This window comes from Polaribacter sp. (genome assembly GCF_049276715.1).
GTDB lineage: Bacteria > Bacteroidota > Bacteroidia > Flavobacteriales > Flavobacteriaceae > Polaribacter.
Window position 1 is genome coordinate 1 of the sequence record NZ_JBASWY010000032.1, and the last position, 23,401, is coordinate 23,401.

General features: G+C 30.3%; 23 protein-coding genes. 19 read left to right on the top strand and 4 right to left on the bottom strand.

The annotated features are described in order from the left end of the window. Nucleotides 1–189 precede the first annotated feature (189 nt). From tsaD to WAO74_RS09100, 3 genes are read left to right on the top strand one after another with little or no spacing between them, the layout of a single operon-like run. A complete protein-coding gene (gene tsaD / locus WAO74_RS09090; protein WP_422161413.1) occupies nucleotides 190–1,215 on the top strand; it encodes a tRNA (adenosine(37)-N6)-threonylcarbamoyltransferase complex transferase subunit TsaD in 1,026 nt (341 codons plus the stop codon). Between the two features lie 3 nt (nucleotides 1,216–1,218). Next, on the top strand, nucleotides 1,219–3,072 hold the full coding sequence (locus WAO74_RS09095) for an LTA synthase family protein (protein WP_422161415.1): 1,854 nt from the start codon (nucleotides 1,219–1,221) through the stop codon (nucleotides 3,070–3,072). Nucleotides 3,073–3,102: 30 nt separating this feature from the next. Continuing rightward, nucleotides 3,103–3,927: an FkbM family methyltransferase gene (locus WAO74_RS09100; protein WP_422161416.1), complete on the top strand. Its 825-nt coding sequence runs from the start codon at nucleotides 3,103–3,105 to the stop codon at nucleotides 3,925–3,927. A 28-nt stretch (nucleotides 3,928–3,955) separates the two neighbouring features. Here WAO74_RS09100 and WAO74_RS09105 read toward each other — a convergent pair whose 3' ends face one another. Continuing rightward, nucleotides 3,956–4,180, bottom strand: a complete 225-nt coding sequence (locus WAO74_RS09105) for a hypothetical protein (RefSeq protein ID WP_422161418.1) — start codon at nucleotides 4,178–4,180, stop codon at nucleotides 3,956–3,958. Next, the gene (locus WAO74_RS09110; protein WP_422161420.1) at nucleotides 4,167–5,552 is read right to left on the bottom strand and encodes an MATE family efflux transporter; all 1,386 of its coding nucleotides are present in this window, start codon (nucleotides 5,550–5,552) and stop codon (nucleotides 4,167–4,169) included. Before WAO74_RS09110 ends, WAO74_RS09105 begins: the two co-directional genes overlap by 14 nt. Before the next feature lie 131 nt (nucleotides 5,553–5,683). Here WAO74_RS09110 and tpx point away from each other — a divergent pair, with 131 nt between their 5' ends. The 6 genes from tpx to ribB all read left to right on the top strand — a co-directional run bounded on the left by tpx (nucleotide 5,684) and on the right by ribB (nucleotide 12,546). Further along, a complete protein-coding gene (gene tpx, locus WAO74_RS09115; protein WP_422161422.1) occupies nucleotides 5,684–6,181 on the top strand; it encodes a thiol peroxidase in 498 nt (165 codons plus the stop codon). Nucleotide 6,182: 1 nt separating this feature from the next. Continuing rightward, a complete protein-coding gene (locus WAO74_RS09120) occupies nucleotides 6,183–6,563 on the top strand; it encodes a diacylglycerol kinase family protein (protein WP_422161424.1) in 381 nt (126 codons plus the stop codon). A 219-nt stretch (nucleotides 6,564–6,782) separates the two neighbouring features. Continuing rightward, nucleotides 6,783–9,233 (top strand): DNA translocase FtsK 4TM domain-containing protein, encoded by a 2,451-nt coding sequence (locus WAO74_RS09125; RefSeq protein WP_422161426.1) that lies wholly within the window; start codon nucleotides 6,783–6,785, stop codon nucleotides 9,231–9,233. Nucleotides 9,234–9,235: 2 nt separating this feature from the next. Further along, nucleotides 9,236–9,892 (top strand): LolA family protein, encoded by a 657-nt coding sequence (locus WAO74_RS09130; protein ID WP_422161428.1) that lies wholly within the window; start codon nucleotides 9,236–9,238, stop codon nucleotides 9,890–9,892. Nucleotides 9,893–9,954: 62 nt separating this feature from the next. Beyond that, complete coding sequence (locus WAO74_RS09135) at nucleotides 9,955–11,397, top strand: LptF/LptG family permease (protein WP_422161430.1); 1,443 nt, start codon at nucleotides 9,955–9,957, stop codon at nucleotides 11,395–11,397. A gap of 9 nt (nucleotides 11,398–11,406) precedes the next feature. Next, nucleotides 11,407–12,546 carry a 3,4-dihydroxy-2-butanone-4-phosphate synthase gene (gene ribB, locus WAO74_RS09140; protein ID WP_422161432.1) on the top strand — a complete coding sequence of 380 codons (1,140 nt, stop codon included), beginning with the start codon at nucleotides 11,407–11,409 and terminating at the stop codon, nucleotides 12,544–12,546. Nucleotides 12,547–12,695: 149 nt separating this feature from the next. On the opposite strand, the gene pepE is transcribed toward ribB, so the two are convergent. Further along, nucleotides 12,696–13,400 carry a dipeptidase PepE gene (gene pepE, locus WAO74_RS09145; RefSeq protein WP_422161434.1) on the bottom strand — a complete coding sequence of 235 codons (705 nt, stop codon included), beginning with the start codon at nucleotides 13,398–13,400 and terminating at the stop codon, nucleotides 12,696–12,698. Nucleotides 13,401–13,478: 78 nt separating this feature from the next. Between pepE and WAO74_RS09150 the strand changes: the two genes are divergently transcribed. Genes WAO74_RS09150 through WAO74_RS09160 form a run of 3 tightly spaced genes read left to right on the top strand, consistent with a single transcriptional unit; the run spans nucleotide 13,479 to nucleotide 14,483 of the window. Next, nucleotides 13,479–14,033 carry a hypothetical protein gene (locus WAO74_RS09150; protein ID WP_422161435.1) on the top strand — a complete coding sequence of 185 codons (555 nt, stop codon included), beginning with the start codon at nucleotides 13,479–13,481 and terminating at the stop codon, nucleotides 14,031–14,033. A 29-nt stretch (nucleotides 14,034–14,062) separates the two neighbouring features. Beyond that, the gene (locus WAO74_RS09155; RefSeq protein ID WP_422161437.1) at nucleotides 14,063–14,287 is read left to right on the top strand and encodes a hypothetical protein; all 225 of its coding nucleotides are present in this window, start codon (nucleotides 14,063–14,065) and stop codon (nucleotides 14,285–14,287) included. Continuing rightward, nucleotides 14,271–14,483, top strand: a complete 213-nt coding sequence (locus tag WAO74_RS09160; protein WP_422161439.1) for a hypothetical protein — start codon at nucleotides 14,271–14,273, stop codon at nucleotides 14,481–14,483. Before WAO74_RS09155 ends, WAO74_RS09160 begins: the two co-directional genes overlap by 17 nt. Here the strand turns inward: WAO74_RS09160 and WAO74_RS09165 are convergent. Then, nucleotides 14,472–14,606: a hypothetical protein gene (locus tag WAO74_RS09165; protein WP_422161441.1), complete on the bottom strand. Its 135-nt coding sequence runs from the start codon at nucleotides 14,604–14,606 to the stop codon at nucleotides 14,472–14,474. The genes WAO74_RS09160 and WAO74_RS09165 overlap by 12 nt on opposite strands. 147 nt (nucleotides 14,607–14,753) lie before the next feature. On the opposite strand from WAO74_RS09165, the gene WAO74_RS09170 reads away from it, so the two are divergent. The 7 genes from WAO74_RS09170 (at nucleotide 14,754) to WAO74_RS09200 (ending at nucleotide 23,242) form a co-directional block, all read left to right on the top strand. After that, nucleotides 14,754–15,485 carry a carboxypeptidase-like regulatory domain-containing protein gene (locus WAO74_RS09170; protein ID WP_422161443.1) on the top strand — a complete coding sequence of 244 codons (732 nt, stop codon included), beginning with the start codon at nucleotides 14,754–14,756 and terminating at the stop codon, nucleotides 15,483–15,485. An 80-nt stretch (nucleotides 15,486–15,565) separates the two neighbouring features. After that, nucleotides 15,566–16,375, top strand: a complete 810-nt coding sequence (locus WAO74_RS09175) for a hypothetical protein (RefSeq protein ID WP_422161445.1) — start codon at nucleotides 15,566–15,568, stop codon at nucleotides 16,373–16,375. Nucleotides 16,376–16,405: 30 nt separating this feature from the next. Beyond that, entirely contained in the window at nucleotides 16,406–16,906 is a 501-nt protein-coding gene (locus tag WAO74_RS09180; protein WP_422161447.1) for a DUF6702 family protein, read from the top strand. 23 nt (nucleotides 16,907–16,929) lie between these two features. Further along, nucleotides 16,930–19,044: a M1 family metallopeptidase gene (locus WAO74_RS09185; protein ID WP_422161448.1), complete on the top strand. Its 2,115-nt coding sequence runs from the start codon at nucleotides 16,930–16,932 to the stop codon at nucleotides 19,042–19,044. 181 nt (nucleotides 19,045–19,225) lie between these two features. Continuing rightward, nucleotides 19,226–21,424 carry a M1 family metallopeptidase gene (locus WAO74_RS09190; protein WP_422161450.1) on the top strand — a complete coding sequence of 733 codons (2,199 nt, stop codon included), beginning with the start codon at nucleotides 19,226–19,228 and terminating at the stop codon, nucleotides 21,422–21,424. An 879-nt stretch (nucleotides 21,425–22,303) separates the two neighbouring features. Then, a complete protein-coding gene (locus tag WAO74_RS09195; RefSeq protein ID WP_422161452.1) occupies nucleotides 22,304–22,687 on the top strand; it encodes an HU family DNA-binding protein in 384 nt (127 codons plus the stop codon). A gap of 426 nt (nucleotides 22,688–23,113) precedes the next feature. Further along, nucleotides 23,114–23,242 carry a hypothetical protein gene (locus WAO74_RS09200; protein WP_422161454.1) on the top strand — a complete coding sequence of 43 codons (129 nt, stop codon included), beginning with the start codon at nucleotides 23,114–23,116 and terminating at the stop codon, nucleotides 23,240–23,242. Nucleotides 23,243–23,401 lie beyond the last annotated feature (159 nt).

Consider the following 23,401-nt stretch of genomic DNA (forward strand, 5'->3'; position numbering starts at 1 on the left):
AGATTTTCTTTCCTATTTTTTTGATATCAGTATATTTTAAAGTTAAAGTAATAAAGACTAATTCTATCAAAAATATTGCCAGTCTAAACAAAGAACGTGCAAATTTAACAAACAATTAAATTTCTATTATTAAAAAACAAAGCCGTGCATAAAATTATACTTAATTTTGCAATAATTTAACTTTATTTAATGCAAAAACCCATCTACATTTTAGGAATAGAATCTTCTTGCGATGATACAAGTGCTTCTGTTGTTTGCGATGCAAAAGTGCTGAGTAACGTTATTGCAAATCAAGAAGTACATGCAAAATATGGAGGTGTAGTTCCAGAATTGGCATCAAGAGCGCATCAACAAAATATTGTACCTGTAGTTCAACAAGCATTAAAACAAGCGAATATTTCGAAAGAGCAAATCTCTGCAATTGCTTTTACAAATGGCCCAGGATTAATGGGTTCTTTATTGGTAGGCACTTCTTTTTCTAAATCTTTAGCAATAGGCCTTAAAATTCCTTTAATTGATGTAAACCACATGCAAGCGCATATTTTAGCGCATTTTATTGATAGAGAAAATACTAAAATTCCGCCTTTTCCTTTTATTTGTTTAACCATAAGTGGTGGTCATACACAAATTGTAAAAGTTACCAATTATTTTGAAATGGAAATTTTAGGAGAAACCATAGATGATGCAGTTGGTGAAGCGTTTGATAAATCTGCGAAAATTTTAGGATTGCCTTATCCTGGAGGACCTTTAATAGATAAATATGCTCAGTTAGGAAACCCAAAAGCTTATAAATTTACCAAACCTAAAGTAGGCGAACTAGATTTTAGTTTTAGTGGATTAAAAACTGGAATTCTTTATTTTATAGAGAAACAACAGAGAATAAATCCTAATTTTATTGAGGAAAACTTGAATGATATTTGTGCTTCTATACAATTTACCATTGTAGAAATTTTAATGGATAAATTAAAAAAAGCGGTTAAAAAAACAGGGATAAAACACATAGCCATTGCTGGTGGAGTTTCTGCAAATTCTGAAATTAGAAAAAAATTACAATCGGCAGAAAAACATTTTGGATGGACAGCCTACATTCCTAAATTCGAATACACAACAGACAATGCAGCAATGATTGCCATAACAGGTTATTTAAAATACCTTAATAATGATTATGCTGATATGTCTGTTGCAACAAAAGCTCGATTAAAAGTTACAGAATAATAAATGAAAAACCCGAAAAACAGATTTTTATTTAACGTATACTATTTCCTTTTTTGGGTTGCTTATTTTATTTTTGCGCGTGTTTATTTTTTACTTTATTATTTTGTTAAAACAAAAGAATTAGATGCTTCAACTATTCTTAAAACTTTTGCTTACGGTTTACAATTAGACCTTTCTTTTGCAGCCTATTTATCTTTAATCCCTTTTTTATTAATTATTTTTACTGTGATCTTCAATCGTAAAATAATTGGTAACATTATAAAGTGGTATACAATTTTGCTACTTGTTATTATTAATTTATTGTTACTAATAGATGCTGGTTTGTACCAAGCTTGGGGCATACGATTAGACGTTTCTCTTCTTCCTTATTTAAATACGCCAGAATTAATGATATCATCCGTATCTAAATTTCAACTGATTTCTGGAATATTTATTTGGATTTTACTCTCCTATTTTTTCATAAAATTATATTCAAAATTACATCTAAAAAATATCGAGAAAATCAATTTTGGAAACTGGTTAGAAATACCTCTATTTTTACTGATAACTGCATCACTTATTTTACCTCTCAGAGGCGGTTTTCAAACAATACCAGTAAATCAAAGTAATGTTTATTTTTCCGATAAAATGTTTGCAAATCATGCAGCCATTAATTTTATTTGGAACTTTTTTAATACAATTACATTTAAAACAGATGGTGCAAATCCATACAAATACTTTGATGATAAAACTGCTTTAAAAATTATAAATAGCACAAGAAATAAGCTTTTAAATGCTGACAAAGATTCTATTTTAAACACCCATAAACCCAATGTAATTTTAATTCTTTGGGAAAGTTTATCTGCCAAAATTGTGGGTAGTTTGGGTGGTGAAGCTAATGTTACTCCCAACCTAAATAAACTTTCTAAAGAAGGGATTTTGTTTACCAATTTTTATTCTAATGGAGACAGAACAGACAAAGGTATTCCTGCTATTTTAAGTGGTTATTATCCACAACCTGTGCAGCGAATTATGCGAATGCCCAACAAAACTCGGAATTTACCAATGTTGCCAAAAAAAATGATGGAATTAGGCTACAATACAACTTTCTATTATGGTGGAGATTTGAATTTTGGCAACATGAATACCTATTTAAGAAATGCTGGAATTACCAATTTTGTTGATGGAAATGATTTCGATAAAAAAGATTGGAACTCTAAATGGGGTGCTTATGATGATGTTTTTATGAAACGTTTAGAAAAAGATTTGACAACAGATTTACAAGAGCCTTTTTTTAAAATTGCTTTAACATTATCGAGCCATGAACCCTATGAAATAAAAGGAGAATATAAATTTGGTAAAGAAACGCACGATAATCTGTATCGAAGTTCGCACTTTTACACAGATAAAGTAATTGGCAATTTTATCGAATTTGCAAAAAAACAAGAATGGTATAAAAACACTTTAATCGTTATCATGTCAGATCATGGACATAGCTCACCAGAACATAAAGGCCCTTACTTTTCTCCTAAAAAATTTAAAATTCCTATGGTTTGGTTGGGTGGAGCGCTTCATCAAAAAAACATTGAAATCGAAACAGTTTCTAGTCAAGTAGATTTTTCTTACACTTTATTGGATTTATTAAATGGCGATAAAAAAGATTTTGTTTTTAGTAAGCACATTTTTAATTCTTCAGAGAACCAATATGCGCATTATACTTTTAACAAAGGATATGGAACTTTGAATAAAAAAGGCATTTTTATTTATGATTATATTAGTGGAAAACCTATTTTAGAGGCTGGAAAAAATACAAAATATTTAGATTCTTTGGGCAAAGCAATCACGCAAAATTCTTACGAAGACTTTTTAAAAAGGTAATTTTTATTACATCTGTTAAAACGAAAATGAATGAATCATAATTTAAAATTAGAATTACACGAAAAAGTAATTACCAAATTATTTGATATAAATAGTGAATTAATCATTTTTGATATTGGTGCTTGTGAAGGTTTAAGCAGTGTTCGATATCTTTCTATTTTCGAAAATGCCAAAGGGTTTGCTTTTGAGCCATTGCCTAATAATTACAAACAAGTTTTAGAAAATAAGGTTAAAAATAAATTAGACAATTTACATGCGTTTGAACTTGGCTTATCTTCTAAGAAAGGTGAAGCCACGTTTTATGTGTCTTCTGGAAAACCACCAAATAAAGACAAGCCTACAGATAATTCTACCGATTTTGGAAACAAAAGTTCTTCACTTTATAAACCTGGAAAAACAAAAGAAGTGCATCCTTGGCTAGAGTTTAAAGAATCGATTACCATAGAAACAGAAACTTTAGAAAATTTTTGTAAGAGCCATAAAATCAATTCAATAGATTTTATTCACATGGATGTGCAAGGTGCAGAATTATTGGTTTTAGAAGGTGCAAGTACTTTTATTAATAATATTAAATCTCTTTGGTTGGAAGTAGAAAAAATTGAACTCTATGAAGAACAGGCTTTAAAAAGTGATATTGAAAAATTTCTAACAAAACACAATTTTATCTGCATTCTTAATAAAGTTAACCATATTGCTGGCGATCAATTTTGGGTTCAAAAAAGCTATTTTGACTCGCTAAATGAGAATGTACAAAAAGATTTAAAAAACATAAAATCGAAAACCGAACTAAAATCGAAAGCCTCTAGTTTTGTTGGAAATCTAAAAATGTCTCTTAAAAAAGTGATAAAATCATAGAAAAATAAATAGTTTTTAATCTTTAGAACTACTCATAACCTTCCATTTCCTTGTCGTAAAAAGCTTCAGCTTCCTTAATTAAATCATTTAGTTCGTTTGCCAAATCTTCTTCACTTTCACCAGACAAATCTTCAAACCACTCAATTTCATCATCTTTTAGATTGATCATAAAACGTGGGAATTCTGTATGTAAAATAAAAATATCTTCTGGATAGTTGCTATTATCTGCCAATAAAAATTTAGGTAAGTTCATGTTTTTGTTTTATCAATTTTAAAGTTAACGAATTAAATCTTATAAATAGTAATATAGATGCAGTTGTTAAACCTGCTAAAAGACCAAGCCAAATGCCAAAACTACCATACATGTCCTCTTTCCCAAGAAAATAGGAAACAGGAAAACCAACAATCCAATAAGATATAAAAGTTAAAATAGTGGGTATTTTAACATCTTGTAAACCACGTAAAGCTCCTAAAACCATCACTTGTATACTGTCTGAAATTTGAAAAATAGAAGCTGCTAATAATAGTTTTCCTGCAATTGCAATAACTTCCATGTTATCAATATAATTTTCGGCATCATTTAAATCGACATAAATTTTAGGAAATGATGCATGAAAAATGAAGAAAATAATCGCAAAAAATGTGGCTAAAATTAATCCTAAAAAGAAAATTGAAAAGGCAATTCTGCGCAACTCTTTATAATTTTGTAATCCTTTTTGGTTTCCAACTCTTATCATAGAAGCTACGCTTAAACCCATAGCTACCATAAATGTCATTGAAGATAAATTTAAAGCTATCTGATTTGCTGCTTGCGGATTTTTACCCAGCAAACCACTTAACCAAATTGCAGAGGTAAAAATGGCAACTTCAAAAAACATTTGCATGGCACTTAAAGAACCTAAATTGATAATTTTTTTAATGGTTAAAATATCTAAAACAAAGATTTTTAAATTGCTCATAATACGTTTCGAACGTTCTTTACGATACAACAACCACCACAAATAAATAACCATTACCACTCTAGAAACTAAGGTACCATAAGCTGCACCCACAATACCCATTTCTGGAAAACCAAACTTTCCGAAAATTAATAGATAATTCAGAATTATGTTTACAATATTGGCAATTAAAGTAGCATACATTGGGTATTTAGTCATAGACATTCCATCACTAAATTGTTTAATTGCTTGGAAAATTATTAAAGGAATTAAAGAAATAGCAACCAAATCTAAATACGGAATAGCTAATGCCACAACTTCTTCTGGCTGCTGCATTAAATACATAAATGGTTTAGAAAAGAATACTAAAAGAAATAAAACAAGACCTAAAGTTGTGCATAAAAACAAGCCATTTTTATAAGTAGATCTTGCCTGTTGCAAATTATCTGACGAATCTGCTTCTGCTATTAATGGTGTAATTGCTGTAGAAAAACCAATACCAATAGACATGGCAATAAACATAAAACTGTTTCCTAAAGATACTGCAGCCAATTCTGCTGTACCTAATTGCCCAACCATAATATTATCTACAAAAGCAACAAAAGTATGCCCTAACATACCCAACATTACTGGTGCTGCAAGTCGCCAATTGTATTTAAATTCTGAGGTGTAAGCTGATAAATTCAATTAAAATTTTATTTTTTTTGACTGCGAAGATACAGATTAAAACATTGTTCATTTAATTTTATGGATGGCAAGTTTTAACTTAACTTTTAGATTTAATTAGTTATTTTTGGAAATATTTAAAAACTAATAAAATGGCAGATATTACATTAAAAGGAAATAAATTTAATACCATAGGTAACTTACCAAAAGTAGGTTCTAAAGCAAAAGATTTCAAATTAACAGCCGTTGATTTATCTCACAAAAGTTTATCAGATTATGCTGGAAAAAACATCGTTTTAAACATTTTTCCAAGTGTAGATACTGGAACTTGCGCAACTTCTGTTAGAGAATTTAATAAAAAAGCTTCTAATTTAACAAACACAGTAGTGCTTTGTATTTCTAAAGATTTACCTTTTGCTCAAGCTCGTTTTTGTGGAGCTGAAGGAATTGAAAATGTAGTGATGCTGTCTGATTTTGCTACAGGTAAATTTGGACAAGATTATCAATTGGATATTTTAAACGGACCATTGGCACATTTGCACTCAAGAGCAGTTGTGATTATCGATGAAAATGGACAGATTGCTTACACAGAGCAAGTATCAGAAATTGTAGACGAACCAAATTATGAAGCTGCGTTAAAGGCTGTTTAAAATGAAAAATCCAAAAGATAGCTTTTTAAGGGGTAGAATTCGAAGTTTAAAATTTGCTTTTAAAGGTTTCTGGATTTTAGTATCTACAGAAGATAGTATAAAAGCACAATTATTCTTTGCCTTTATTGCTACAATTTTGGGATTTTATTTTGATATTTCTGCTGCTGAATGGTCTGCACAAGTAATTGTCATTGGGCTAGTATTGGTGGCTGAAGGTGCGAATACTGCCATTGAAGAAATGGCAGATTTTGTGCATCCTGAGTATCACAAAAAAATTGGTTTAATAAAAGATATTGCAGCAGGTGTGCCAACAATAGCAGCATTAACTTCTTTAGTAATTGCATGTATTATTTATGTGCCAAAAATTATGATTCTATTTTAACTTGGTTATCCATTTAAAGCTGGTTATACGTTTTTTTAGTTGAGAGATTGTTAATATAGAATTATTAATAAAAATTTCTTGAATTAAATAAATAGCTTTTAACTCGTTATAAAAAACCCATAAAAATAGTCCCTTAACTCACCTTCTGATTTATTTGCTTAAACAAAACTTTAATGAAGTAATTTATTATCTTTACTGCCTTTAATTTAGAAATATTTAATGGCAAAAAAGAAAATAACAACTACTAAAACAACAAGTACTTCTAATGCAGAATCTTCTATTTTTTCTTTTTTAAAAACTAGACAGACCAAAACAGTACTCGCAATATTTTTAATGTTGTTTTCTTGTTTTTTATGTATCGCATTTATTTCTTTCTTTTTCAATTGGCAAGAAGACCAAAGTACCTTAAATTATATAACCGATAAAACTGTAAAAAGTAAAAATTTATTGGGTAAAATTGGAGCAAATTTAAGTCACTTTTTTATTTATAAATGCTTTGGTTTAGCTGCATTTATTATTGCAATTCAGATTTTTTTAACAGGATTTTACATCTTGATTAAAAAGAAATTCTCTAAAATCATCATTTCCTGGAACTGGAGTTTATTAGCCATTTCATGGATTTCTGTAACACTCGGTTTTCTGCATAAAAAATATGCTCTTTTATCGGGTATAATTGGTTTTGAAATAAACGATTATTTACAAACATTTGTAGGTAAAACAGGTTTGGTAATAGGATTAATTTTTCTGTTTATTAGCTATATAATTATTCGTTATAAAGTTACTTTTGATGCATTTATCGAAAAAATAAAACAAAAAAGATTAGAAAGAGAAGCTAAAAAATTAGAAGATTTAGAATTAGCTGCAGAAAAGTCTTTGAATGAAATAGAGGGAAAAAACGATCAACAAGAACTAAAATCTGAAACTAAGAAGGAAAAATCTGAATTTGAATTATCGCTTGAAAATTTAAAACCCACCATTTCTAAATATTCAGATGTTTCTAGAAAAAACGAAGAAGTAACTTTAAAAATAGAAAGAGACACTGAATCTGATGCTGAAATTAAGGAAATTATAGAAAACCTAAAAGAAGTAGAAATTGATGTTGCCATTGGTAAAGAAGAAGAATCATCTACCGAAAATTTATCAGATAAAATTTTAAAAGATTTTGGAGAATTTGACCCGACTTTAGAACTTTCAAATTTTAAATTTCCAACATTCAACTTATTAAAACAATACAATGAAAGCATTTCTATAGACCCAGAAGAACTGGAGGCTAATAAAGATAAAATTGTAGAAACGCTTAAAAATTATAAAATTGGTATTGCAGAAATTAAAGCAACTGTTGGACCAACTATTACTTTATACGAAATTGTGCCAGAAGCAGGAATTCGTATTTCTAAAATTAAAAATTTAGAAGATGATATTGCATTGTCTCTATCTGCATTGGGTATTCGAATTATTGCACCCATTCCAGGAAAAGGAACCATTGGTATCGAAGTTCCGAATAAAAAATCGACAGTAGTTTCTATGCATTCTGTAATTTCATCAAAAAGATTTCAAGAATCTCAAATGGAATTGCCAATTGCTTTGGGTAAAACAATTTCTAACGAAACTTTTGTGGTAGATTTAGCCAAAATGCCTCACTTATTAATGGCTGGTGCAACAGGACAAGGAAAATCTGTGGGTTTAAATGCTGTTTTAACATCACTTTTATATAAAAAACATCCAGCAGAAGTAAAGTTTATTTTAGTAGATCCCAAAAAAGTAGAATTAACTTTATTCAATAAAATAGAACGTCATTATTTAGCAAAATTACCAGATGTAGAAGAAGCAATTATCACAGATACTACCAAAGTTATTCATACTCTAAATTCACTTTGTATAGAAATGGATAATAGATATGATTTGCTAAAAGCTGCCATGGTTCGTAATATCAAGGAGTACAATGCTAAATTTAAACAACGAAAATTAAATCCGAATGAAGGGCATCAGTTTTTACCTTATATCGTTTTAGTTATCGATGAATTTGCAGATTTAATTATGACTGCTGGTAAAGAAGTAGAAACACCAATTGCACGTTTAGCACAGTTGGCAAGAGCCATTGGAATTCATTTAATTGTAGCTACTCAAAGACCTTCTGTGAACGTTATTACAGGTATTATTAAAGCAAATTTCCCTGCAAGAATTGCGTTTAGAGTAACATCGAAAATAGATTCTAGAACTATTTTAGATGCTGGTGGTGCAGATCAATTAATTGGACGTGGAGATTTATTATACACAGCAGGAAATACATTAACCAGAATACAGTGTGCTTTTGTAGACACACCAGAAGTAGAAAAAATAACAGATTATATTGGTTCTCAAAAAGCCTATGCAGAAGCTTATCAACTACCAGAATATACAGATGATGAAAGTGGCACAAGTATTGATATTGACATAGAAGATAGAGACAAACTCTTTAAAGAAGCTGCAGAAATTATTGTTACAGCGCAACAAGGATCTGCTTCTCTTTTACAACGAAAATTAAAATTAGGCTACAACAGAGCTGGTAGATTAATAGATCAATTAGAAGCAGCTGGTATTGTTGGTGGTTTCGAAGGTAGTAAAGCAAGACAAGTTTTAGTGCAAGATTTTGTAGCCTTAGAACAATTATTAGAAAACGAAAAAAAATAAAAATGAAAAAAATAATAGTATTATTTACAAGTCTTTTTTTTATATCCATTACATTCTCACAAAGTTCCAAAGAAGCAAAAGCAATATTAGACGAAGTATCTCTTAAAATGGGTGCTTACCAAACAATGTTTATTGGTTTTAGCCAAACTCTTATTAATTTAGAAGCAGGTATTAAAGAAGGAGATGAGCCACCTATTAGAGGCGAAATTAGTTTAAAAGGAGAAAAATACAGCCTTAACTACTTAGGAAATAAGTTTTTATATGATGGTAAAAAATTGTATGTAATTAATAACGATGAAAAAGAAATTTCTATTACAAATGGCGATTTAGATGGCGATGATGGTTTTATTTATCCTTCTAAACTATTAACTTTTTACAAAGAAGGTTACAATTTTAAAATGGGTAAACTAGAAAATTTAAGTGGTAGAAAAATTCAGTTTGTAACTTTAAATCCTATTGATAGCAATTCTGACATTGTAAAAGTAGAATTAGGTATTGATGCAAAAACAAAACACATTTATAAATTGACTCAAACAGGCTCTAATGGTGCAAAAACCATCTTTACCATAGACGATTTTAAAGCAAATCAAATCTTATCTGAAGGCTTTTTTACGTTTGATAAGAAAAAATATTTAAGTCAAAATTTTACCATAGATTAATTAATTCCAATTAACAGAAAATTAATAGCATCTTTATAATTAAGATGCTATTTTTGCTTTCGATGAAAATTTTAGATAAATACATCTTAAAAAGTTTTTTTAAACCATTCGCAGCAACATTTTTAATTGTGTTGTTTGTTTTGGTGATGCAAACACTTTGGCAAACCTTCGAAAACATTGCTGGTAAAGGTATTAGCCTTATTTTTATTTTAAAATTTTTATATTACACAACCTTAATGATAATTCCGCAAGCCTTACCAATTGGGGTTTTATTATCATCCATTATGGCATTGGGTAATTTGGGTGAGAATTACGAATTCGCTGCAGCTAAATCTGCTGGAGTTTCGCTTCAAAGATTGGTAAGACCCATTGCAATCCTAGCTATTTTTTTAAGTGGAATCAACTTTTTGTTTTTAAATAACGTATATCCTTATGCTATTTTAAATCAATCCAATTTATATTTAAACATCAAAAAGAAAAAGCCAGCATTGGCTCTGGTTGCTGGTAGTTTTAATTCAGATTTACCTGGTTATCAAATTAAGTTTGATGAAAAATATGGAGAGGATGAAAATTTATTAAAAAAAGTATTGATCTACGATTTAACAGGTGGTAGAGGAAATCAAAAAGTAATTACTGCAGAAACTGGTAAAATTATTTCTGAAGAAGGTAGTAGATATATGACCTTTATTTTAAATGATGGTAATTATTACGAAGAACACGTGAAAAATGCAAGAACACCTTCGAAACGCGCAAAAATGTCGGCTTCAAGTGCAACTTTTAAAGAATATGAATTTAATATAGATATTTCATCAATTGTAGGTGGTGATTTAGATAGTAACAGTGTTAAGAATCATTTTAGAATGTTAACTGTAGAACAACTAAAAGATACCATTCCTGTTTTAAAGGCTAGATATGATGAAACTTTAAAGGATCGTTCCAATAATGTTTACACAAGTACTTATGCCAATAGATTATACAAATACCCAGACTCTATAAAAACAAAAAATGTAGACAGTACGTTGTTATCGAACTTCGCATTAAAAGAAAAAATTTCTATTTTAAATGCTTCAATAAGTAAAACTAGTAGAGTTTTAAGTAATTTAAGTAATTACAATCCGGCTATAAAATGGGAAAGAAAAACGCTCAACTTTTTTGATACAGAATATTACAATCGAGTCGCCTTTTCTTTATCATGTTTCATACTTTTTTTTATTGGAGCACCTTTAGGTTCTATTATTAGAAAAGGGGGATTTGGTTTACCTATGATTTTGGCAATAGCCATCTATGTAATCTATTTTTTCGCAAATACTTTTGGCAGAAATTTAGCAGAAGAAAGCACTATATCTGCATTTTTAGGATCCTGGATATCCTTCTTTTTAATGGTTCCTTTAGCAATTTTGCTAACCAGAAGAGCCACCAAAGACAAAGGTTTGTTTAATTTAGATTCGTTTTTACAACCCATTACCAAACTATTCAAAAAAATAATACCAAAAAAATCGAAATAATTTATAACGATGCAAACCAAACAGAAAACTACAAAATTAAACACCATAGAAGAGGCTATTAACGATATTAGAAATGGTAAAATTATAATTGTTGTAGATGATGAAAACAGAGAAAATGAAGGTGATTTTTTAGCGGCTGCAGAAAAAGTTACTCCAGAAATGGTCAATTTTATGGCAACTTATGGTCGTGGCTTAATTTGTACTCCATTAACAGAAAAACGCTGTAAAGAGTTAGAACTTGGAATGATGGTGAACAACAACACAGATCCTATGGAAACCGCTTTTACAGTTTCTGTAGATTTGCGTGGAAAAGGCGTTACCACTGGTATTTCTGCAGCAGACAGAGCACTTACCATAAAAGCTTTAATAGATAAAGAAACCAAACCTTTCGATTTGGCAAGACCAGGGCATATATTCCCTTTAAAAGCAAAAGAAGGTGGTGTTTTACGAAGAACAGGACACACAGAAGCTGCCATCGATTTTGCACGTTTAGCAGGTTTACAACCTGCAGGTGTTATTGTAGAAATAATGAATGATGATGGAACAATGGCACGTTTACCTCAACTTTTAAAAGTGGCTAAAAAGTTCGATATTAAAATAGTTTCTATTGAAGATTTGGTGGCTTATAGAATGGAACACGATTCTTTAATTGAAAAGAAAGAAGACTTTGAAATTGAAACTCGTTTTGGTAAATTTAGATTAAGAGCTTATGAGCAAACTACCAACAACCAAATACATATTGCATTAACAAAAGGTTCTTGGACCAATGAAGATGGAGTTCTAACAAGAATAAATTCTACATTAGTTAATAATGACATTTTAGGAACTTTAACAAATAATGCAGATAAGAAATTAGACCAAATGTTTAAAGTTGTAAATGATGAAGAAAAAGGAGCTATCCTGTTTATCAATCAACAAAACCAGTCTAAAAATTTATTAAATAGGTTACATATTTTAAAAGAAAATCAGAAAAATGGTGAATTAAAAGCGCCTGCCATTGCAATGGATCATAGAGATTTTGGAATTGGAGCACAAATTTTACACGACTTAAACATTAGTAAATTAAAACTTTTAACAAACACCCAACAAACCAAAAGAGTGGGTATGATTGGTTATGGATTGGAAATTATAGACTACGTAACTTATTAATTGGAGCAATCAAGTTTGGAGTTAGGAGTTTGGAGTTAGGAGTTTGGAGTTTGGAGTTAGGAGTTAGGAGTTAGGAGTTAGGGAAAATAAAAAAATTTAGAAATTTCAGATTTGAAACTTTGAAACTCTGAGCCTTTGAAACTTTGAAACTAAAAAACAACAACTTCTCTCCCACTTTCTAATTCCATGGGGTTTTTATCCTTTTGAAATAATCTTGCTGTATAATTTCCTTTTAAGACAATTTCATCTCCAAAAACTTCCAACCAACTTCCTTCTCGTAAACCTAAAACCGAAATTTCGTTAAAAACATGAAACTCTTTAATTCTAGTTTCGCGAGTTTCACCCATATGTTTTGAGTCTTCTATTGGATCTAAATAATGTGCGTTAATATTAAAAGGTATGCATCCTAAAGTTGTAAAACTTGGTGGATATACAATTGGCATATCATTGGTATTCATCATATTAACTCCACAAATATTACTTCCAGCACTTGTACCTAAATAAGGAGTTCCATTTTCTAATGCCTCTTTTAAAGTTGATAAAACATCATTTTTATACAATTGATTTACCAACTCAAAAGTATTTCCACCTCCTGTAAAAATTGCCTCTGCCTTTAAAATAGCTTCTTTCGAATTTTCGAATTGATGAATTCCAATTACATCCATATTTATTTTAGCAAAAGCTTCTTTCGCTGTTTTAGTATAAGTATCATAAGAAATGCCACTTGGTCTTGCATAGGGTATAAAAAGAACGGTTTTTACATCCACAAAAAATTCTTTTAATGTTGGCAATAAATATTCTAAATAACTACTTCCATGAATGGTAGATGTACTTGCTATGATCATTTTTTTCATTAAAAAAGATATTTAAAATTTAATTCCGTAATTTCGTTCACATGCAATTAACAAATTACAAAAATTAAAATTATGAAAATGAAAACTATGAAAATAAAAATGTCAATCCTAGCTTTATTTGTATTATTAATATCTTCATGCAGCGTATCAGACGATTCTGCCATAGAAATTACTTCTAATGATTTGGTTGGTACTTGGACTGCCAGAAGCGCAACCATAGATGATGTAGTGCTTAATGTAACAGCACCAATTACTACTACACTAGTTGGTAGCGGTTTTGGAAAAAACTTTAATTCTTCACTTACATTCTCAGAAAATCCTAATCAAGTAGCTGTTGCAGGACAATCTGATTTTGAACTTACGTATACAGATTTACTTGGTACAGAAACAACTGAAACTTTAACTTTTGATAATATTTTCTTTAATAATAATTTCGGTTTAACAAATGGCACTTGGACTTTAAATAACAATACACTTACCTTAAATGAAGGGGGCGAAATAATTGAAATACGTATTTTATCATTTAGCAATGGTCTATTAACATTCGAAACAAATGTAAACCAAGCCATAACCCTTAATGGGGTTACTTCTACTGTAGTTGGTGTAGCAAATATTCAAATACGAAAAGACTAATTTAGGTTAATTAACTAAAATTTAAAGCTATGAAACTTAAAAATTTAATTTTAATTACACTTTTCGCTGTCTTTATATCTTGTGAAAGTGACAACAGTTTAGATGTTTCCATTACTGATGCAGACTTAATAGGCACTTGGAATATTAAAGACCAAACAATGGATGGAAATTTAGTATATACTGCGAATGGACAAACTTTAACTGCAACCCACAGTGCTTTTTGCAAAAGATATAAGTATGACCCTAACTTTTAATAACTCGCCAAAAACAATGAGTGCAGCAGGCGAATACCCTTTAGTTGCAACTGTAAGTGCTGCAGGGCAAAACCAAACAGATGAACAATTAGTAGAAGCAAATACAGATCCGTCAGAAAACCCAACTTGGGCTTTAAATGGTAACAATATTATTTTGAGTAATGATAATAATTTGCCTGAGAATTTAATAGGATAGTTTTAATGGAAAAACTTTAACCTTAAAATCTGTGATTAAAGAAACGGAAACAGATAATGGACAAACAGCAACAATAAATGCTACCATGTATTTTGTGCTAGAAAAATAAAATAAAGGTTCCATAAATTCTTAAAAGCATCATAAAATTTATGATGCTTTTTTCGTTTAACAAAACTTTATCAATGCATTAATAGATTTTTAAGAAGCGCTCTCCTTTTCTTTGCTTCAATGAAAAATCGACTACTACTCTCTTTTTTGTTCTTTACACTTTTGACTCTCGGTCAAGAGCAAAGAAAACTTATACAAGGAATTGTTTTATTAAATAAGAATCCCATTTTTGATGTTCATGTTGTAAATAAAAACTCGAATCAAGGAACAATATCTAACGATTTTGGAGAATTTGAAATCCCTGTTGTAGAAGGAGATACACTTCAATTTAAACACATAAATCTAGAAGTTGCTGAAATTTTTATCACTAAAAATCATTTTGAAAACAGTAAAATTGAAGTTCATCTGGATGAAAAAACCTACGCTTTAAATGAAATTACTTTAGAAAAGCAAAAAAGTATTTTTTATGTAGATCCACAAATAATGCCTCCACCAACTGTAAATGCAAAAACTCTAAATCTACCATACGCAAACGTAAAAGTTAAAAAAGATTATGATGTGCTAAAAATTAGATCTGGAGCTGTAGTTAGTTTAGACAATTTATTAAATTCTTTAAATGGAAATAACAAACGTAGAAAAGAATTACAAAAAGTAACATTAGAAGATTCCGAACTTGTTAAAATAAGAAAGCATTTTACAGACGATTTTTTTATTACAGATTTAAACATTAAGCAAGAAAATATATATCCTTTTTTAAACTATTGTCTCCAAAAAAATATTATTGGTTATTTTAAAGCCAACAATACTTTAAAGCTAACTAGAATTTTAATGGCAGAAAGTAAAACGTTTCCTTTAAAAGAGGAATCAGAAATTCGAATAGTACAGAAAAATTAATATTTTTAACATAAGTTTAAAAGCAATTTTAGATTCCTTTTTCGCTTTAATTGTTTACTTTGTCTACCTTAAAATAGAACATGCTTAAAAAACGACTTCTTACGCTTATATTTCTTATAAATTGCCTTTTTAGTTTTTCTCAAGAGAGAAATAAATTAATAAGTGGTGCTGTTATAGATTCTATTGGTGTTGTAAAAAATGCAAACATTATTAACCTAAATACAAAACAAGGTACTTTTTCTAATGATGATGGTTTGTTTCGAATTTTTGTTTCAGAAGGCGATTCTTTAAGCTTTTCTTCAGTGCAACATTTACCAAAAAAAATATTCATTTCTAAAAAAATTATTGAAAATAAAGAAATTAAAGTCCTTTTAAAATCTAACATATATGAATTGAACGAATTCGATTTAAAAAGACACAACTTACAGGGCAGATTAGGCATTGATGTAAAAGACGTAAAAAGAGACAAAAGAGATTCTTTACTAAGAAATGTGATGGATTTTTCGAATGTAAATTTTAAGCAAAAAGACTTTACTGTAGATGAAATTGAAAGAGTTAGACCCCCAATAGTAAATACAATGGAAGGTGCAATGCCAATGATTGGTGCTGGAGCAACTGCAACGATTCCTTTTAAATATTCAGAACGTTTGTGGGCCTTGCGTAAAAACTTAGCGCAGAAAAAAGAATTTCCTTATAAAATTTTATCAGAATTGGGCGATAAGTTTTTCTTCGACGAACTAAAAATTCCAATTGATAATTACTTCCATTTTCTAGAATATTGCAATCCTTTAGGCATTGAAAATTTACATAAAAATGGAAATGTATTAGAAGTTATTAAAATTTTGCGTCAAGAAAGTGTTTCTTATAAAGAAATCATAAAAAATGAGTAATTTGGCTCAATAATTGATTTTTATCATTTTATGAACATAAACAAAACAATTCTCCTTTTATTTATAATTCCGCTTTTCTCTTTTTCTGCACACAAATATTATTTGAGTTTAACTCAGATACATTATAAGACAGAAGCAAAATCTTTACAAATTATTATCAACGTTTTTATGGATGACATAGAAACTGCTTTAAATAAAGATTATACTATTGATTTGCAATTAACTACCAAAAAAGAATTAAAAAATAATGATGTCTATTTTGAAAAGTACTTAAAAGATAAACTTTCTTTTAAAGTAGATGGAATTGCAAAAGAATTCAACTATTTAGGCAAAGAATACGAAGGAGATTTGGTGTATTTTTATCTAGAAATAGAAAATATTCCAGAAGTGAATACCATAGCTATTTCTAATAAAATATTAATCAAACACTTTCCTAATCAGCAAAATTTAGTAAAATCTAAAGTTAATCAAAAAAATAAAAGTGTTTTGTTAACCAAAGAAGAAAACACTGCTATATTGCAATATCAATAATCACTAACATTAAAACTACAAACATGAAAAAAATCGGATTTTTACTCTTTTCTCTTGTTTTTGTTTCTGGTGCTTTTGCTCAAATTACCAAGCAAGGACACACGAATCAAAATAAGTTTAGACAATTAGACCATGAATTACCAACACCCAATTTAGAAAGAACAGCATCTGGTGCTCCTGGAAAAGAGTACACACAACAAAAAGTTGATTATGTAATGGATATTGTTTTAGATGATGATAAAACAAAAATTACAGGTAATGAAACCATTACCTATCATAACAATTCTAGAGATAATTTAGCCTATTTATGGGTGCAATTAGACCAAAACATGAGAGCGAAAGATTCTAAATCTCCAGATATTTCTACCAGCTCAATTCCAGATAAAGCAATAAGCAAAAGTAGATTTGACAGAAGTTTTCCAGAAGAACTTTTTGACGGTGGTTTTAATATTATGAGTGTTACCAATACAGATGGTTCTAAATTATCTTACACTATAAACCAAACCATGATGCGTATTAATTTGCCAAAACCTTTGGCATCTGGAGCAACGTTTAAATTTAATATTTCTTGGTGGTACAACATCAACAATCATAGAACTGATGGTGGAAGATCTGGTTACGAACATTTTGATGAAGACAATAATAACAATTACGTAATTGCCCAATTTTACCCAAGAATGTGTGTTTATGACAATGTAGAAGGTTGGCAAAACGATCAGTTTTGGGGAAGAAGCGAATTTGCTTTAGAATTTGGAGATTTTAGAGTAAATATCACAGTACCAGAAGATCATATGTTAGGGGCAACAGGTATTTTACAAAACGAAAGCGAAGTTTTATCTAAAACAGAACAAAAACGATTGGCAGAAGCAAGAAAAACGTTCGATAAACCAGTAATTATTAGAACACAAGAAGAAGCTACAAAAATCGAAAAAACAAAAGCAAAAGGGACCAAAACTTGGAAATTTTACGCAGAAAATGTAAGAGATTATGCGTTTGCAACATCAAGAAAATTTATTTGGGATGGAATGGCTGTAGATATTAATGGCAAAACTGTAATGGCGTATTCTTTGTATTCTAAAGAAGCGAATCCATTGTATGGAGACCATTCTACAAGAGCAGTTGCACAAACTTTAAAAACCTATTCTAAATTTACATTCGATTATCCTTATCATAAAGCAATTTCTGTTGATGGACAAATGGGAATGGAATATCCTCAAATTTGTTTCAATCCAGGAAGACCCGATTTAGAAGATGGTGGTTATTCTGATAGAATGAAATACAGAATGATAAAAGTAACCATACATGAAGTTGGGCACAACTTCTTTCCAATGATTGTAAATTCGGATGAAAGACAATGGACTTGGATGGACGAAGGTTTAAATTCTTATATGGAAATGCAGGCAGAGTTAGATTATGATAAAGATTTTCCTATTACAAGAGGTTATCCTAAAAACATTGTAAATTATATGTCTGGAGATCAATCTATGATTGCACCAATTATGTCTCAAGGAGATCATGTATATGAGTTTGGTAATAACGCTTATGGAAAACCTGCAACTGCTCTTTGGATTTTAAGAGAGACAGTGATGGGCAAAGAATTGTTCGACCACGCTTTTAAAACCTATTCACAAAGATGGATGTTTAAACACCCATCACCAGCCGATTTTTTTAGAAGTATGGAAGATGCCTCTGGTATGGATTTAGATTGGTTTTGGAGAGGTTGGTTTTATACTACTGATGTTACAGATATTGGTATAAAAGGTGTAAAAAAATACAGTACAAATACTATTGGTGATGCTATAGAGTTTGTAGAAGACACTTCTGCAGGTTTAGGCTTTTCAAGCAAACAATCAAAATATCACTATGAAATTACTTACGAAAAACCAGGAGGTTTGGTAATGCCCATTATTGTAGAATTTACGTACAAAGATGGTACAAAAGAAAAGAAAACCTATCCTGCAGAAATTTGGAGATTAAATGATCATGAAATTACCAAAGTATTTTCGTCATCAAAAGAAATAGAAAGCATGGTAATCGATCCAGATTTAGAAACCGCAGATGTAGACTTATCCAACAATAGTTTTCCAAAACAAACTGCCAATAAATTTGATCAATTTAAAGAGAAAATAAAAGGGTAAAATTAGTTGGCAGTATTCAGTAGGCATTATTCAGTAGCAGTATGCAATGAACTGTGGATTTGAGACTGAAAACCTAAGGCTTACAAAAAAAGATAAAGGTTTGTTAAAATTTTAACAAACCTTTATCAATTTATCTACTTATCATTAATTTAGTGCGAATTTTTTAAATCAAACCACAAACATGAGAAAAATCAGTTTATTATTACTTTCTTTATTTGTTATCACTTCAGCCATAGCTCAAGAAAAACAAGAAGAAAAGAAAACACAGCAGGGTCATACAGACCAAAACAAATTCAGACAAATGAAAGACGTTTTGGCTACACCAAATGATCAGCATACAGCTTCTGGGGCTCCAGGTCATCAATACACACAACAAAAAGTGGATTATGTAATGGATATTCGTTTAGACGAAGCAAACAACAAACTTTATGGTGATGAGAAAATAACGTATCATAATAATTCTAAAGACAACTTAACCTATTTATGGGTTCAGTTAGACCAGAATATGAGAGCGGATGATTCTAAAACTCCTTTAGCACAATCTACAGGTGCAGCTGCATTTATTACTCCAGAAAATTTTAAGAGCACCTATATGACCGAAAAGAAAGGTTTTGGTTTTAATATAGAAATGGTAGAAAGTGATGGAAAACCATTATCGCACACCATTAACTGGACAATGATGAGAATCAATCTTCCAAAAGCTTTGGCTCCTGGAGATGAATTTGAATTCAGAATTAAATGGAACTACAAAATAAACAACTCTGTAAAAGATGGAGGACGTTCTGGTTTTGAAGATTTCCCTGATGGAAACAACAACTACACCATAGCTCAATTCTTTCCAAGATTGGCAGTTTATGATAATGTAGAAGGATGGCAAAACATGCAATTCTGGGGACGTTCTGAATGGGCTTTAGAGTTTGGAGATTATGAAGTTAAAATTACAGTACCTGCAGACCATATTATGGAAGCTACAGGAGATTTACAAAACAGTAAAGATGTTTTAACCAAAGAACAAAGAACCAGATACGAACAAGCAAAAAAATCTTTTAAAGATCCTGTATTTATTGTAACACAAGCAGAAGCAGAACAAAACGAAAAAGGACGTGCTACAAAAATGAGCACTTGGCATTACAAAGCAAATATGGTGCGTGATTTTGCATTTGCAACTTCAAGAAAATATATTTGGGATGCTATGGCTGTGAATATTAATGGTAAAACTATTATGGCTACTTCTTTATATCCTAAAGAAGGAAATCCATTATGGGAAGAGCATTCTACAAGAGTGGTTGCCAATACTTTAGAAGAATATTCTAAATTAACATTCGATTATCCGTACTCAAAAGCAGTTTCTGTGCATGCAGACAGACAAGGTATGGAATACCCAATGATTTGTTTTAACTATGGTCGTCCTGAAGCTGATGGAAGTTATTCAGAAAGAACTAAAAACGGTATGATTGGCGTAATTACGCACGAAGTTGGTCATAACTTTTTCCCTATGATTGTAAATTCTGATGAAAGACAATGGACTTGGATGGATGAAGGTTTAAACTCTTTTGTAGAAATTTTAGCAGAGTTAGATTACGATCCTAATTTTAACACAGGAAACTTACCAAAAGACATTGTACGCTATATGGGTGGAGACCAAAGTAACATCTCTCCTATTATGTCTCAAGGAGATTATGTAAAACAATTTGGACCAAATGCCTACACAAAACCAGCAGCTGGTTTGTACATGTTACGTACAACCATTATGGGACCAGAATTATTTGATCATGCCTTTAGAACGTATTCACAAAGATGGATGTTTAAACACCCAACACCAGAAGATTTTTTTAGATCTATGGAAGACGCTTCTGGCGAAGATTTAGACTGGTTTTGGAGAGGATGGTTTTATACTACAGATGTTACAGACATAGGTATTAAAGAGGTAAAACCATTGTATTTAACAGACAAACCAAGTGAAAGAGTAACCAAGTTAAAAGAGCAATACAAACAATATTTTGATAGTTTAGGAGAATTGGTTTACATTACAGATAATAAAGAGGAAGCAAACCCAAAAGCTATGGATAAATATGCTGATGGTAAAGAAGTGCCAACTTATATTTATTCTGTAGAGTTCGAAAAACCAGGAGGTTTGGTAATGCCATTAATTGTGCAATTAACTTATGCTGATGGTAGCACAGAAAAACAAACGTTCCCAGCACAAATTTGGATGAAAGATGATACTTCTGTAAAAAGAGTTTTTTCTTCTACAAAAGAAATTACCAACATTACAGTAGATCCAGATTTAGAAACAGCAGATGTAGATACTTCGAACAACAGCTGGCCTAAACCACAAACTGATAAATTTGATCAGTTTAAGGAAAAAGTTAAAGGATAAAACTTTTATTATTTTGAACATAAAAACCTCGCAATTGCGAGGTTTTTTTATTTACTAGCCCAAAAAGATAATTTAAACGGTCATTTTAAGCGAAGTCGAAAAACATATATAGTTGCTTTTCAATAAAAAAGATTTCGACATTAAAGTTCAAATAACAAAGATTAATACTTTTTAGAGAGCTTCTTTTTATTTGCTAGCCCAAAAATTCGTCTGCAGTGTTTGGTTGGCAATTTTCGTTTATTTACTTCAAAATTTAGCAAACTATTGTTTTTACCTAAAAAAGAAATGAAATGAAAATGAAGACTTTGAATGAATTACTTTTATACAAACCCTTATAAGGTTTAACTTCCAATTATTTTTAACAGGTAAAAAATTTAAAAATGAACATACAATTTTCCTAAAATATAAAAATTAGGATACATTTTTCTTAAAAACCTGAAATTGAGCCTTTTTGTTGAAAACTAAAGGGGTTTTGTGAATAAGTAGGTCTTTTTATTCTACAGGAATAACCCTAGTTTTACCTCGTAAGTAATTACACAAAAAAAGCCGTAAAGTTTGTGGCTCTACGACCCTTTTTTTAAAACGGTAACACTGTTATTGTATTACGTTTCGATTTGCAATCTCAAAACTACAATACTTCTAGCAGCTTACCAAAAATTATTTTTTTAATTTTTAAATACAGATATCCACAATGTCTGTTGATAACTGCGTATGATTTAAAATTACAAATTAGAAGGCTCCTGCACGTTTAGCGTGTGGTTTAGAATACTTAAAATTCGGAAGTACTAACGCATTTTTATGTGGAGCATTACAAACCGTTTCAACTAGGGTTTTTTATGGCTACCCTTTTGCAAAGCCATGTATTTTAAACTTTATATAATGAGTATCATTTATAAAACGTTGCCTAGAAAAAATCCTCAGGACTTGGCAGCACCTGAAAAATTTTATGCGGCTGTAGTAGCCAATGGTAGTGTAGATTTTGAAATGTTGGCAGAGATCATATCTGAGCAATGTACTGTAACAGAAACCGATTGTTTGGCTGTTTTAAATGTTTTAGAGCAAAACATTGTTAGAGAGTTAAAACAAGGACGCATCGTGCGTTTAGGCAAGTTGGGTAATTTTCAAGTAAGCCTAAGTTCTGAAGGTTTTGTGACCGCAGATGAAGTTTCTGCGAATGCTATTACCAAAGCCAGAATTTTGTTTCGGCCTGCCAAAAAAATGAGGAATTTATTAAAAAATTTATCATTTAGTAAGGCTAGTTAACACCCTTTTTTATAAGAGTGTTGGTTTTTAAAGCTCCTTTTTAGGAGTGTTTTAAAACCCCAAGAAAACAATTGTTTTCTTGGGGTTTTTGTTTGTAGTTACGTCCGTACGCAAGTTTTATTGCATCCGTATGCGATTCAAATTGCCTCTTGAGGCAATTTTTATTCGGTTTTGAGGCAGTATTTTTTACAATCTGGTGTATTTTTTAGCTTTTTAAGCTTGTAAACAGTAGTTTTTAGCATTTAAATATGCTTGGTTTGTTTGCCACAAAATAAAAGTTATTAACAATTTTTTAGAATTGTTAAAATACTTATAAACAATGCAATCGTAAACTTTTACCATTTAAAAATAGTGAGCCTTTACCCTACTCACCTGTTTTTGGTAAATACCTATAATTTTAATGAATTGAATTTTAATTCATTAAAAATGGTTAATTTAACATCATCTATGAAAAAAATTATTTTAAAACCTGCTAAACATCGTCATAAGCATGTTGTTGCTATTGAATTTTCTTATGATGATGAAATTAAAAATCATCTAAAAATATCACTTTAAGTAACACAGCGTATAGTTAATGGCGAGGTTTAAGCTAAACTGATAAGTCTAATTTTTTGCTAATTTTACGATTGAATAATAAAGGTTTGGGTGTTTTTAGAAGCTACTAACCACACACCAACCATTACCCATTTTTTTAAGGATTTTCTTAGCATTTAA

What these genes read in the sequence shown, in the direction of transcription:
- tsaD (WP_422161413.1), top strand. Translation starts at nt 190, where the DNA reads ATGCAAAAACCCATCTACATTTTAGGAATAGAATCTTCTTGCGATGAT.
- WAO74_RS09095 (WP_422161415.1), top strand. Translation starts at nt 1,219, where the DNA reads ATGAAAAACCCGAAAAACAGATTTTTATTTAACGTATACTATTTCCTT.
- WAO74_RS09100 (WP_422161416.1), top strand. Translation starts at nt 3,103, where the DNA reads ATGAATCATAATTTAAAATTAGAATTACACGAAAAAGTAATTACCAAA.
- WAO74_RS09105 (WP_422161418.1), bottom strand. Translation starts at nt 4,180, where the DNA reads ATGAACTTACCTAAATTTTTATTGGCAGATAATAGCAACTATCCAGAA.
- tpx (WP_422161422.1), top strand. Translation starts at nt 5,684, where the DNA reads ATGGCAGATATTACATTAAAAGGAAATAAATTTAATACCATAGGTAAC.
- WAO74_RS09120 (WP_422161424.1), top strand. Translation starts at nt 6,183, where the DNA reads ATGAAAAATCCAAAAGATAGCTTTTTAAGGGGTAGAATTCGAAGTTTA.
- WAO74_RS09125 (WP_422161426.1), top strand. Translation starts at nt 6,783, where the DNA reads ATGGCAAAAAAGAAAATAACAACTACTAAAACAACAAGTACTTCTAAT.
- WAO74_RS09130 (WP_422161428.1), top strand. Translation starts at nt 9,236, where the DNA reads ATGAAAAAAATAATAGTATTATTTACAAGTCTTTTTTTTATATCCATT.
- WAO74_RS09135 (WP_422161430.1), top strand. Translation starts at nt 9,955, where the DNA reads ATGAAAATTTTAGATAAATACATCTTAAAAAGTTTTTTTAAACCATTC.
- ribB (WP_422161432.1), top strand. Translation starts at nt 11,407, where the DNA reads ATGCAAACCAAACAGAAAACTACAAAATTAAACACCATAGAAGAGGCT.
- pepE (WP_422161434.1), bottom strand. Translation starts at nt 13,400, where the DNA reads ATGAAAAAAATGATCATAGCAAGTACATCTACCATTCATGGAAGTAGT.
- WAO74_RS09150 (WP_422161435.1), top strand. Translation starts at nt 13,479, where the DNA reads ATGAAAACTATGAAAATAAAAATGTCAATCCTAGCTTTATTTGTATTA.
- WAO74_RS09155 (WP_422161437.1), top strand. Translation starts at nt 14,063, where the DNA reads ATGAAACTTAAAAATTTAATTTTAATTACACTTTTCGCTGTCTTTATA.
- WAO74_RS09160 (WP_422161439.1), top strand. Translation starts at nt 14,271, where the DNA reads ATGACCCTAACTTTTAATAACTCGCCAAAAACAATGAGTGCAGCAGGC.
- WAO74_RS09165 (WP_422161441.1), bottom strand. Translation starts at nt 14,606, where the DNA reads ATGGAACCTTTATTTTATTTTTCTAGCACAAAATACATGGTAGCATTT.
- WAO74_RS09175 (WP_422161445.1), top strand. Translation starts at nt 15,566, where the DNA reads ATGCTTAAAAAACGACTTCTTACGCTTATATTTCTTATAAATTGCCTT.
- WAO74_RS09180 (WP_422161447.1), top strand. Translation starts at nt 16,406, where the DNA reads ATGAACATAAACAAAACAATTCTCCTTTTATTTATAATTCCGCTTTTC.
- WAO74_RS09185 (WP_422161448.1), top strand. Translation starts at nt 16,930, where the DNA reads ATGAAAAAAATCGGATTTTTACTCTTTTCTCTTGTTTTTGTTTCTGGT.
- WAO74_RS09190 (WP_422161450.1), top strand. Translation starts at nt 19,226, where the DNA reads ATGAGAAAAATCAGTTTATTATTACTTTCTTTATTTGTTATCACTTCA.
- WAO74_RS09195 (WP_422161452.1), top strand. Translation starts at nt 22,304, where the DNA reads ATGAGTATCATTTATAAAACGTTGCCTAGAAAAAATCCTCAGGACTTG.
- WAO74_RS09200 (WP_422161454.1), top strand. Translation starts at nt 23,114, where the DNA reads ATGGTTAATTTAACATCATCTATGAAAAAAATTATTTTAAAACCTGCT.